Genomic DNA, 11,859 nt, shown 5'->3' with positions numbered 1-11,859 from the left:
AGCATATATAGTCTGCTAGGCTATGATAAAAATAGCTATTGTGGTAGATGCGAACAAGAAGTTTCAGCAATTTAATGTAGGGTGATTAGTTTGTGAGCAGAGATGCTATAGTTTTCTATGTTAGAGAGTGGATAGATGACACAGATTTTAAAACATTTTTAAAGTTTGCAAGATATCTTGGAAAGGATTATCACGGAGCCAAATTCGCTATCGACATCAACAAGCTCGCAGACTCTCTACGCAACAAAGAAATTAGCCCCGCAGATGTCCTGGATCTGCTAGCCGGGTATGATGTCGAGTTTGAGAGAGGTTCTATTGAGGATGTCAAGAGACTTGTTGCTAATTACGTTCCTGTGGTTATTGTTGATAAGGATATGGATAGTATATATCTTAAACCCAATTTCTATATAGGGGATCTAGTCAAGGATTTCCGAGAAAAAAACATTATAATCTATAACAAAGATAAGAAGGCATTTAAGATAGCTAAGCCAATGTATTTCTTTGATGTTTTAGAACATTTAAAGAGAAGAGGTATAGAAGTTGTTAATAAGGTTAATATCGAGAAAGAGCTGAAGTTGCCAATAAAAATATCTTTCAAAGGGGATCTAAGAGACTATCAAATAGAGGCTTTAGATGCTTGGAGAAAGAATGGATTCAAAGGAATTATAGCTCTTCCAACAGGTACAGGCAAAACCATCATAGCCATTGCAGCTATTGCAGAGCTTAGCGTAAAAACACTGATTGTTACATATACTAAGGAGCAGATGTTTCAATGGGGAGACAAAATAGTTGAGTTCACAGACACCCCAAAGAGCTTCATAGGATTTTTCTACAGTAGTGAAAAGAAGGTTGCACCAATAACAATATCAACATATCAATCAGCATATAGGTACATAGATAGCCTCGCCCACCAATTTTCTTTGCTTGTTGTTGACGAGGTTCATCATCTTCCTGCCGAAAAGTTTAGGGCCATAGCTGAGAATACCTTTGCCCCAATGAGAATGGGGTTATCGGCAACAGTTGTACGAGAAGATGGTAAACATATTGAATTGTTTCCGCTTATGGGAGGGGTTGTCTATGCAAAAACCCTTCAAGAGCTTGCCGACAGGGGCTATGTAGCACCATTTAAGGTTACAACAGTCAAGGTTTCTCTTACCGAGGAAGAGAAAAAGAGGTATAGAGAGTTGCTGGATAGGTATAGAAAGCTTGCTAGAGGAAGGGAGTTCAACCAGCTTTTAGAGGATGCAAAAAGAGGTGATGCAGAGGCTATGGAGGCGCTTAAAATAAGGAGCGAGATAAGATCGTTGGTAGCCAATGCAAAGCAAAAGATCGATGCAATCAAAAAGATTGTTGAAGAAGAGCTAGCGAAGGGAAGCAAAATACTCATCTTTACACAGTATGTTGACCAAGCCAAGAACATAGCCGATCAGCTAGCAACACACTACATAGTTGGCGAGCTCGACGAAAACACTAGAAAGCGCAGATTGGAACTGTTTAAATCAGGGCTTAACAGAGTGCTTGTCCTAACCACAGTTGGAGATGAGGGCATAGATATACCAGATGCAAATGTTGGCATAATAGCGGCTGGAACAGGGTCTAGAAGACAGTTTATACAAAGATTGGGTAGAATTCTTAGGCCCGCTCCTGGAAAGGAAGCTAGACTATATGAAGTCATAGTTAAGAATACGTTTGAGGAAGCTGAATCGAGGAAGAGAAGAGAGGCTTTGAAGATGTTGTTCGAGGATCTCATAACACTGAGTGAGACTTATTAATCATCTACAGATACTACATTAAGCTATAGGTAAGGCAGTTAGGTTTTGATGATGGATAATTCGCTTTGTAGATCTGACATAGTCATTGGCAGGGTTGGGGAAGAATCGTACCCTAACATGGTTCAGATAATCTCGAAACTCCCAATACCTCTAGGAACATATGTCTCCATACCTTTCGATGCCTACGATATTTCGACAGGCGATAAGAAAAGCCACTGTGTCGTCGGTGTCATCAGCGTAACGTCTTACAGGAAAATAGTTCCTGTCACACCCACATTCATAGCATCTACATCAACAAATATCGGTATTGACGACGAGAATCTGAGGTACGCACCCTCGAGAGCAAGAATCTTTGCAGATATAATCAACGGAAATGTTGAAACACCAACTGTTCCACCCCCACCAGATACAGAAATATATCTTGCACCATCCCATATCCTTTCAAAGATATTTGGATCCGGGAAAACAAGCTCTATCAAACTTGGCCATCTGATAGGAAGAAGTGATGTTGAAATAAATGTTGATATAAATGCACTTTCAAAACATCTATTCATCACAGGAACCACAGGCTCTGGAAAAAGCAATACTGTTGCCATAATAGCAGACAGAATTGCATCCATTGGTGGAACAGTTCTTATATTCGATGTCCATGGCGAATACGGGAATCTTGTACCACAAACACCCGATGTCGATATACAGAGAGTTGATTATAGATTCAATCCTCTGAAAATACCCACCAGAATGCTGGTAAGAATGATGATACCAGAGGCGGGTGCAACAAGACAAAGAGCTTTGGCTGCAAAAGCAATTGATGCTGCTAAAAAGTTCGTAGAAGAAGCTATTAAAAACTTTGGAACAGGTAATGAGCTCATCGAGGCTGTGAAAAGTAATAAAATAAGTGAGCTACCCATATATTCCAATTATAAGCAATGTTTTGAAGAACAAAAAATATTTAATGACATAGATGAGGATATGACCAGTGCTGATGATGTTCTACTTGAATTATTTAAGAAGGTTGTCTCATGTTTCTTAACTAATAAAATATCAGAATCAAACCAAAGAAGGGGGTCGCAAAAGAACCCAAGTAGCGAAAAAGAATCCGCATTAAAGGCATTGTCGAAAATAGAAGAGTTTTTTGATAGCATCTCAGTGAGTTTTTCGATGCCGAGCATAGTAGAGTTTTTGAAGCCAGCCTCTATAACTGTTTTGAATGTTTCTGATCTCACCGATGAGCAAAAAGATTATAGTTTAAAGAGTGTTATGGATGAGCTCTTATCGTATGCAAAACAAATGTTGGCTAGAAACTCTCCTCATCCGATTCTAGTATTCATTGAAGAGGCTCATCTATTTCTATCATCATCAAGGTATACGATATCTAGGAGCTCCATAGAGAGGGTGGCGAGGGAGGGGAGAAAATTTGGGTTGGCACTGGCAATAGTGTCTCAGAGGCCTAGAAATATAGATCCGAATACTGTGAGCCAGGTTCAGAACTTTGTGTTTATGAAGCTTGTTCAAGAGGCTGATCAGCAGGCTATAATGAACATATCGGATATGTTGACAGAGGATATTGCGGCATCACTTGCATCTCTTGGTGTTGGGGAGGCGATAGTCCTTGGCGAGTGGATTGGCAGGTTCCCAGCCTATGTGAAGATAGATAAGCATAGTGGTAAGCGGGCTGGTGCTACACTTGATATAGCAAGTATTTGGAGTGCTTTGAAGACCAGAAAAGACTTGTATAATAGGCTTGCAAAAGAGAGTGAGGATGCGTATAGGGATATATCTAATCTGATATAGCAACTAGTTTATAACATTGCAAGCAGTATCTATATAAATGATTAACTGTGTACAAGGCCGCTGATAATGCTTGCTCTACATGTTAGCGACACGCATTTGGGAGCAATACAATACGGGCTTCTATCCAGAGCTAAGGATGTTTACTCAGCGTTTGGAGAGACTATAGAAATAGCTTTGAGGGAGAGGGTGGACCTTTATATACATGCTGGAGACTTCTTTGATTCTCCAAACCCACCGCCCGAAGCATATATTGTTGCATACAAAGGCTTGAAAAAATTAAAAGAGAAGAACATCAAGGTAGTTGTGATAGCAGGTCAACATGATATTCCAAAGAGATACTCAACCTCACCTCTCCACATGCTACAAGACCTCAACACTGTTGATGCACTCGCCATAAGCGAAATCGTTCAAAGAGATATTGATGCTGGTCAGAACAAAAAGATACATCTGGTGCTGGTGCCCTACCCCCAAAGGCACTCTATATCAAAATTGGTGAAACCCTTGGCAAACAATACAAAGACTGTTATAGTAGCCCATCTACTGTTAAAGGAGCTTGGAATTCCAAGCGAATATGCTGATATCTCGCTTAGCCAATTCCCGAACTGGGCCAATTACATAGCTTTAGGGGATTACCATATAAAAACTGATTTCAGACACGGATCCTGCTACGTTGTTTATCCTGGTGCTACAGAGGTCTTTAGAGTGAATGAGTGTTGCGAAAAATATGTAGCATTGATCGATTTAGATCTTGATTATCCATCGCCACAATACATAAAACTGTCTAGTACAAGACCCTGGATCAGGATTACCTATAGAGATTTTCAAAAGTTCCAAAACGAGCTTAGTGCTATACTCTCTGAGATTAGAAAGCAGAGCTCTAAACAGCCAATGGTTATTGTAGAGATGCTTGGCTCTAACATAGAGGTTCTCGAAAAATATTTGCTATCTCTACGAAGTAATGGTGAGATAGAGTTCTTTAGAATAGTGTCATCAGATGAGAAATCGAAGGAGACTACAACGCAGAAACCAGTTACTGAAGATCTTGAGTATCTAGATTTGCAGAAAATTATGGAGTCTATAGTTAAAGACCATGAACTTGCAACCCTTCTTACCAACCTAGCTAGAGAGCCTTCAAAGGCTATAGCAACCAAGATTATCGATTATCTGAAAGAAAGACCTGAAATAGCAAAAAAGATAGAAATGGAGTTCAACACCAATAGTTTAACAATGTTTATGAAGAACAAGGCAAAGCAGTTGAGGTGATTGCAAACAGTATGAGTGAGACTATACTCATTAAGAGAATTAAGATAAAAAATATTCTATCCCATGAAAACACCGAGATAACCCTGCCAAACGGCTTAATAGCGTTTGTAGGCCCTAATGGAGCTGGAAAAAGCTCTATTATCGACTCTATATTTTATGCACTTTTTGCAACACCCTCTGCAGCTAAAGGCATTAGAGGAGAGGGTAAAAGAGGCATTCTGAGGGTGGGTGCGTCTGATGGTTTTATAGAAGTGGAGATGAATATAGGTGGAAGAAACTACATTGTACAAAGATTTGTTAGTAACCAAAAGACTGACATGGCCTACCTCATAGAGATTGGGCCGGACAGCACAAAAAGAACCTTGGCTACAGGTGTGCAAAATGTTATAAGCACCATAGAAAAGCTTCTTTCTATTCCATCGTCAGACGCCATAAGATTCTCTGTGATTTCCAGGCAAAATGAATTGACTAAGTTCATTGATGAGAGTGAAACAAAGAGGAAGGAGATTATTCTTAAGCTCTTAGGTCTAGACGAGCTTGAAAAAGCAAAGGAGATTTTGAAAGACATTTTAAGTGAGATAAGCAAAGCAAAGACTTTGTATGATGAGAGAAATAGGCAGTTAAATGAAACCAAAAAAGAGTTAGAACACATTGAAAAAGAGCTGGAGAATCTTAAGAAAAGAAAGGAGCAACTCGAAAAAGATATGATCCCACTAGAAAACGAGGTATCAGCACTAGAGAAGGCGAAAAGCGCGTTATACAAGTTTGAAAAGCTTAAACAAGCGAAAGAAATTCTTGATGAAATTTCAAGATATGAGAGATTGGAGAGTGTATGCAAAGAGATAGCAAACTTCGATCTAAGTTCAATGGCCTCAAAACTGGAGATTTACAAAAATGCTAAGAGAAGAGCAGATGAGATAGCGAGGCAATTGAAAGATGAAGAAGCAAACCTTCAAACGCTTCTAAATAACATTAGAGAGTTTCTACACCTAGAGCAAACGCCGCCCACAAACGACATAGAGTCGTATATTAAAATTATAGAAAACAAAATTGATGAGATTAGAGAAAAGAAACAGTTGAAAAAAGTTGAGATTGAGATAAGCGAAAAATCAGCCAATGTTATAGCAACTTCTTCTACATGTCCTGTTTGTGAAAGACCTCTTGAGGAGCATCTTAAGAGATCAATTCTTACAAATATTGGAGGCAGAATTAGGGAAAGCAAGAAGATTCTAAATGAGCTTGACAATATTGAGGCTACCCTAAAGAATTATCTGAATTCTTTGAAATCATCAAAAGAGACATTAGCAAAGCTTCGCACAAACTTGGATATGCTAAACGAACAAATAGAAAAAGCCTTAGAGGAATACTCCAAATATAAGCAACGGGGTACGAAGATAATTGAAGATGCTAAGCTATATGATGAGTTTAGCGAATGCATAGAACTAAACGATTTTGGTATTATTAAAACTATGCAATGTCTACAGAGAAAAGCCATAGAAAGCCTGAAAATATTAAAGGATAGAAGAGAAAAGCTTGAAAAGATGTTGAACGATCTTAAAATAAGTCTAGAAAACCTTTCCAGCGATTTGCAATCACTTCAAAAAACTCTTGTCGAGCTAGGCATAGACATTGAAAAGACAAGATATGAAGATATTGAATTGAAGTACAAGCAACTCAACATGAATTTACAGAAGATTAGAAGTGAAGCCAATTTTATTGAGGGAAGGTTAAAAGAACTTGAAAGTACTAAAGACGGTCTGTTAAAAAAGATAGAGTCTTTAGAAAGCGATATTAAGAGGCTTAGAAAAGATGTTGAGATCATCGAGGCTTTGGACATTATAGCTAACAGTATAATGGGTAGAGATGGGCTAATAGCAAAGACTCTCACAAAAGAGGCTAGGAGACTAATGGAGCTATATACAAATTCTATTCTAAATGAATTGGGAATGGACTTTCAAATAAGAATCGATGAGGACTTCAACATAGATGTCTATAGTCCTTTAGGAAGAATTGATCTGAGGGGGTTGAGTGGTGGCGAGAGCATAGCACTTGCAATTGCTATTCGGATAGCCATAGCATACACCATATTTGGAAAACTGCCAGGTTTCTTCATATTAGATGAGCCAACACAGTTTCTTGATGAGGAGAGGAGAAGGATAGTATTCGAGATTATAAAGAGGCTTTCACAGAGAATGCCACAAGTAATTGTTGTTACACATGATAGAGACGTTATCGATATAGCAGACCACGTGTTTTATGTGTTTAAAGAAGGTAACAGATCTGTTGTTAGAGAAAAAAGCGCTGTTTTTGAAGAGATTGTACCATAATCTACTCTACAACAGGTCCTATAATCTCTTTACCAACCATCTTATTTATTCTCTCGACCTCCTTATCCACCATTTTCTGGATCTCTTCTATATCAGCATCAGTTAGGTGATTGAATCTGCCTTGAAGCCTTATATAATGCTTTACATGCTTTCTCTTGGGCACAGGCACCGTTACCCTAAACTCATCGTGGTCAAGCTCCCAGTTTATCCACATAGCCGTTTCTGTGGCTAGCCTAGCAATCTTTATGCCCAACCTTGGATCAAATCTCCAGCCAGTTGTGCAAGGCTGTATCACGTGGATAAATGATGGACCCTCGACCTCAAGACCTCTCCTAAACTTGTTCATCATATCGAGGAAATAAGCCGGATTCGCCGTAGCTACGTATGGTATCCTGTGGGCTGCTACTATCTCGGCCATAGGCTTTTTAATTTGTAGTTTGCCTTTCAACACCTTTCCGACAGGTGTTGTAGTGGTCCATGCTAGTTTTGGTGTTGCACCACTTCTTTGAATGCCTGTGTTCATGTAAGCCTCATTGTCGTACATTACATACATTACCTTGTGCCCTCTTTCAAGCATTCCACTAAGTGCTTGTATACCAATGTCTGCTGTACCGCCATCGCCTGCAAGCGCAATTATATTCATCTGCTTGTTGGGGTCTATAACACCTTTTTGTTTCAGAATCTTTATGGCGGCTTCTATACCGCTTGCCACGGCTGCAGTGTTTTCAAAGGCTACATGGATGTAGGACACTTTCCACGATGTATATGGGAATGTTGTTGTCGATACCTCTACACAGCCAGTAGCATTGACCACAATGGTGTTAGGTCCTGCAACCTTTAGCAAGAGCCTTACTATCGTTCCTGCTGTACAGCCTGCACACAATCCGTGGCCTGGCGCCTGATACTCTTCTCTAGGTATGTCAAACACAGTTTTATAGCCTTGCTTTGTGGAGGAGCTCATAGTCTAACACCCCAATAAATGGATTTTTCTGTCACCTTCACACCTTTCTCGAGTAAGGCAACAGTGTTCTTGACAATGGCAATAACATCCTCTTCTGTCACAGCTCTTTGACCAATTGATGCTATATAGCTATGCAATGCTATATCCAATCCTTTCTTATAGGCCATAGTAGCCAGCTCCATGGCTACAGGGCCTTCTAATGTTGCCCCGAAACTTATTGCTCTATCGATAACGATAAGGGCTTCTAGGTTTTTAATAGCCTTTAGAAGCTCTTCGTAGGGGAATGGTCTGAAAACCCTAAGCCTAATGGCAGCTACATTCATTCCCATCTTCTTCATATAATCTATGGCCTCTATCACAGTGCCGTACAATCCGCCGTAGGTTAGTATCCCGATTTTACTATTCTCTAGATTGTAAGTCTCAATAAACCCATACCTTCTGCCAAACCTCTTCTCAAACTCTTGAAATGCTTCCTTTAGTACTTCAGGAGATTTTTCCATTGCAACAACTTGCTGATATTTAAACTCGTAATACCAATCAGGGTTAGCAACAACCCCCATAGTGATAGGCTTCTCAACGTCTAGTACATTCCAAGAGGGTCTCTTCTTAGGCACATAGTCTAGTATTATCGACCTGTCCTTGGCTACATAAACAGGCTCATAGGTGTGGCTCATTGTAAAACCATCGTATGCTACCATTACAGGCAGCAAAACATCTGGATTTTCAGCAACTTTGTATGCTTGTATGATGCTGTCGTAAACCTCTTGAGCTGTTGAAGCAATTATTGTTATCCACGAAGAGTCTCTGGTGTTCATAACATCGCTGTAGTCTCCCCAAATGCTTAGAGGGGCTGAAAGAGCTCTAGCAGCTATCGACATGACTATTGGCAGTCTTAGTCCAGATGCTATATGCAACATCTCATGCATGAGCTCTAGCCCCTGAGCTGATGTAGCTGTAAATACTCTTGCCCCAGCAGCCGAAGCTCCAATGCATGCACTAAGAGCTGAGTGCTCACTTTCAACATGAATCATCTCAGCATTTAACTCTCCATTAGCTATAAACTCTGCAATTTTCTCAACAACCGTCGTTTGTGGTGTTATAGGATATGCTGCCACCACATCCACATCAACATCTTTAACAGCGTGAGCAGCAGCATAGTTTGAGCTTAGGGGTATTCTAATCCATAAATCTTTTTCCATTGCCCTACTTCACCTCTTCAATAAAGTCTATTGCTTTGACTGGGCACTCCTCTACGCATATTCCACATCCCTTACAGAAATCATAGTCTACCTCAAAAGTTATCTTCCACTCTCTACCACTTGCCGTCTTATATGGTTTGTCAAGTATTTTTATAGCTGGTTCTGGGCAGAAGACCCAGCAGAGGTAGCATCTAACACACCTTTCCTGGTTTATCACAGGTTTGAAAACCCTCCAATCGCCGGTAGGTCTTTTAACGCTGTTACCAGGCTCTGTAATTGCTCCTCCAATTGGGATCTCTCTCCAGCTAGCTAATCTTTTTGTGCTTGCGCTCACGAAATCTCCACCTCGTTGAATGCTCTTCTCATTGCTTGTATATTTGCCTCTGCTATCTTGGGTCTAAAGTTCTCTTTTATCGCTTCTTCGATATGAGCTGTATCAACAATTGGAACTGCCTTAGCTACTGCGCCTAACATGGCCATATTGACGAAAGGTGCCTTCAAAACCTCTAAAGCTATTTTTGTTGCATCTACACGAGCAATCTTAATATCGCTTCTACCAATATCCTTCACAATATCACCTATACTCTTCCTAGTATTTATAACCAAAACACCATTGCTTTTTAGACCGCCGATGTAAAGCGATTTATCTAGAGATGGATCGAGAACAACTACAACATCTGGTTCTATGATTGGCGCTCTTGAGAGAATAGGTTCTTCCGATACCCTGGTATATGCTCTCACAGGAGCTCCTCTTCTCTCTGCGCCAAACTCTGGAAATGCTTGTGCATACTTTCCTTGGTATATAGCAGCTTCAGCAAGTATCATGGAGGCTGTTACAGCTCCCTGCCCTCCACGACCATGCCATCTGATTTCAACACGCTTTAAATTCAATTGACCCACCTAATTACAGTGCTTAAAGATTTTGTTAGTGAAAAATAAAAGTGTTAATGATTTTAATTCCAGGTCTTCTTAATCAAAAATAAGCTGAGAAGCTGAGGTTTTAAAGTTGCTCAAAGAGCTAGCTGATGTTATTTGGATTGTTTTACCGGCATATGTAGCAAATGGGGCACCTGTCGTAGCGGCAAAGCTTCTATTGAAGCTTGGTCTAAGAAGACATCCAATAGACTTTGGCAAGAATTTTCTAGATGGTAAGAGGATATTTGGTGATAGCAAGAGCTGGGAGGGATTAGTTGCTGGTATAATTGGAGGTGTTTTGACAGGTTTTGTTCAAAGCTCTTTAACGAATAACTTGATTGTGAAGGGCATATTAACGGGTTTTGTTTTGGGCCTTGGAGCTATGATGGGAGATCTAATCGGTGCATTCATTAAAAGAAGGTTGGGTCTGAGACCAGGCGAGCCTTTGCCATTAGTTGATCAGCTACTATTTTTGGTTGTGGCACTATTCCTTGGCATAGCATGCAAACTTATTGTGATAACCTATGAAATGTGGTTATATGCATTGTTATTAACATTGTTGTTGCATATTCTAACAAATTATATTGCATATCTTTTGAAGCTAAAGAATGTTCCTTGGTAAAAGTTTCGGTGAAACAGGTAGAGCGATTGTTTTTGTCACCTACTTGGTCTTATAGTTGAGCATATATATCATCATAGGTTAGTTTTACGTAGTTATGCTAGGGTGTGAGGATGGCGAAACTAAAAATATTTGCATATCTATGTATGGGTTTTGCAACGTCGCTGGTCACATCAAAAATGATGAATATGGAGCAGACAGTCATTGCCATGGTTTCTCTACCACTTATAGGACTGTTACATGAATTAATACATTTAATGATGATTAATGTTGTTAGAGCACAATACAAATTCATGTTAAGGGGCCTCTACGTCGGGTTTAATGTTAGTGTCGAGGGTGTCGAAGATTTCATTGCTATTGCATTAGCTCCACAAGCAATTAGCTTACTTCTTGCAATACTATATATATTCACCTATTCTAATGTTCCACTAGTTCTAATGATTGTCCACATAGCTATTTCAGCAGAGGATTTACACAAAAGTATTAAGTATGTTAGACAAGTTCTTTACTAGACGCCGAATAGTGTTATACAAGGATATTGTGAAATGGTTTTAGAGGAGATAATCAAATATCTGCCTCGAAAAATTAATAGAGAGAAACATAGAAGATTGTATATAAATCGCGAATATATTGATAGCGATAAATTGAGAAAAATAGAAAACTCCATTATAAAAGCTTTTAGGAGGGCCATTATTGAAACACTAAAAAGCAAGGGATATGCTATTCAGAAAGAATTCCTAAGAAATGCAGAAAATCTTGGACCTGATCCCGATGTGCTATGGCTGAAATTCGGTAGCGATAATAGCATAGATGTAATTATTGCTGACACCACATTTCATACACTTGATGACAACTCTGTAGCAACATTCTCAAAGAAGTTTTCCGATACCATCAGGACTATGGGATTTGAGTTGCTCTCACAAAGTTTTACATCTCTCGATAATTTTGATGAATATTTAGTAAAAAGAGTTTTCTATGCAAAAATGAAGTATTATATGTGACTAGGTGA

The 11,859-nt window shown here is 39.5% G+C and carries 11 protein-coding genes; 7 read left to right on the top strand and 4 right to left on the bottom strand.

Annotated elements, in window-relative coordinates; all coding sequences use genetic code 11:
• Positions 1–92 precede the first annotated feature (92 nt).
• The 4 genes from QW284_02920 to QW284_02905 all read left to right on the top strand — a co-directional run bounded on the left by QW284_02920 (position 93) and on the right by QW284_02905 (position 7,156).
• Entirely contained in the window at positions 93–1,772 is a 1,680-nt protein-coding gene (locus QW284_02920) for a DEAD/DEAH box helicase (protein MEM0338618.1), read from the top strand.
• A gap of 51 nt (positions 1,773–1,823) precedes the next feature.
• Positions 1,824–3,566 (top strand): ATP-binding protein, encoded by a 1,743-nt coding sequence (locus tag QW284_02915; GenBank protein ID MEM0338617.1) that lies wholly within the window; start codon positions 1,824–1,826, stop codon positions 3,564–3,566.
• A 66-nt stretch (positions 3,567–3,632) separates the two neighbouring features.
• Positions 3,633–4,829, top strand: a complete 1,197-nt coding sequence (locus QW284_02910) for a DNA repair exonuclease (protein MEM0338616.1) — start codon at positions 3,633–3,635, stop codon at positions 4,827–4,829.
• A gap of 11 nt (positions 4,830–4,840) precedes the next feature.
• Positions 4,841–7,156 (top strand): SMC family ATPase, encoded by a 2,316-nt coding sequence (locus tag QW284_02905; GenBank protein MEM0338615.1) that lies wholly within the window; start codon positions 4,841–4,843, stop codon positions 7,154–7,156.
• A 1-nt stretch (position 7,157) separates the two neighbouring features.
• Here the strand turns inward: QW284_02905 and QW284_02900 are convergent, their stop codons facing one another.
• From QW284_02900 to QW284_02885, 4 genes are read right to left on the bottom strand one after another with little or no spacing between them, the layout of a single operon-like run.
• Entirely contained in the window at positions 7,158–8,117 is a 960-nt protein-coding gene (locus QW284_02900; GenBank protein ID MEM0338614.1) for a thiamine pyrophosphate-dependent enzyme, read from the bottom strand.
• Positions 8,114–9,316, bottom strand: coding sequence for a ferredoxin oxidoreductase (locus QW284_02895; GenBank protein MEM0338613.1), 1,203 nt, complete (start codon positions 9,314–9,316; stop codon positions 8,114–8,116). The genes QW284_02900 and QW284_02895 overlap by 4 nt, the downstream gene beginning before the upstream one ends.
• 4 nt (positions 9,317–9,320) lie before the next feature.
• The gene (locus tag QW284_02890) at positions 9,321–9,650 is read right to left on the bottom strand and encodes a 4Fe-4S binding protein (GenBank protein ID MEM0338612.1); all 330 of its coding nucleotides are present in this window, start codon (positions 9,648–9,650) and stop codon (positions 9,321–9,323) included.
• Positions 9,647–10,207, bottom strand: a complete 561-nt coding sequence (locus QW284_02885; protein MEM0338611.1) for a 2-oxoacid:acceptor oxidoreductase family protein — start codon at positions 10,205–10,207, stop codon at positions 9,647–9,649. Before QW284_02885 ends, QW284_02890 begins: the two co-directional genes overlap by 4 nt.
• A gap of 115 nt (positions 10,208–10,322) precedes the next feature.
• On the opposite strand from QW284_02885, the gene QW284_02880 reads away from it, so the two are divergent.
• From QW284_02880 to QW284_02870, 3 genes are all read left to right on the top strand, one after another.
• Positions 10,323–10,853, top strand: a complete 531-nt coding sequence (locus tag QW284_02880; protein ID MEM0338610.1) for a CDP-2,3-bis-(O-geranylgeranyl)-sn-glycerol synthase — start codon at positions 10,323–10,325, stop codon at positions 10,851–10,853.
• Positions 10,854–10,963: 110 nt separating this feature from the next.
• The gene (locus QW284_02875) at positions 10,964–11,362 is read left to right on the top strand and encodes a metalloprotease family protein (protein ID MEM0338609.1); all 399 of its coding nucleotides are present in this window, start codon (positions 10,964–10,966) and stop codon (positions 11,360–11,362) included.
• A 33-nt stretch (positions 11,363–11,395) separates the two neighbouring features.
• Positions 11,396–11,851, top strand: a complete 456-nt coding sequence (locus tag QW284_02870) for a hypothetical protein (GenBank protein MEM0338608.1) — start codon at positions 11,396–11,398, stop codon at positions 11,849–11,851.
• Positions 11,852–11,859 lie beyond the last annotated feature (8 nt).

Origin of the sequence: Ignisphaera sp. (assembly GCA_038735125.1) — an archaeon.
GTDB lineage: Archaea > Thermoproteota > Thermoprotei_A > Sulfolobales > Ignisphaeraceae > Ignisphaera.
This window is presented reverse-complemented; position numbering and strand designations above follow the sequence as displayed.

Excerpts from the sequence above, each read along its gene's own strand:
- QW284_02915 (MEM0338617.1), top strand. The coding sequence starts at position 1,824 with ATGGATAATTCGCTTTGTAGATCTGACATAGTCATTGGCAGGGTTGGG.
- QW284_02910 (MEM0338616.1), top strand. The coding sequence starts at position 3,633 with ATGCTTGCTCTACATGTTAGCGACACGCATTTGGGAGCAATACAATAC.
- QW284_02905 (MEM0338615.1), top strand. The coding sequence starts at position 4,841 with ATGAGTGAGACTATACTCATTAAGAGAATTAAGATAAAAAATATTCTA.
- QW284_02900 (MEM0338614.1), bottom strand. The coding sequence starts at position 8,117 with ATGAGCTCCTCCACAAAGCAAGGCTATAAAACTGTGTTTGACATACCT.
- QW284_02895 (MEM0338613.1), bottom strand. The coding sequence starts at position 9,316 with ATGGAAAAAGATTTATGGATTAGAATACCCCTAAGCTCAAACTATGCT.
- QW284_02875 (MEM0338609.1), top strand. The coding sequence starts at position 10,964 with ATGGCGAAACTAAAAATATTTGCATATCTATGTATGGGTTTTGCAACG.
- QW284_02870 (MEM0338608.1), top strand. The coding sequence starts at position 11,396 with ATGGTTTTAGAGGAGATAATCAAATATCTGCCTCGAAAAATTAATAGA.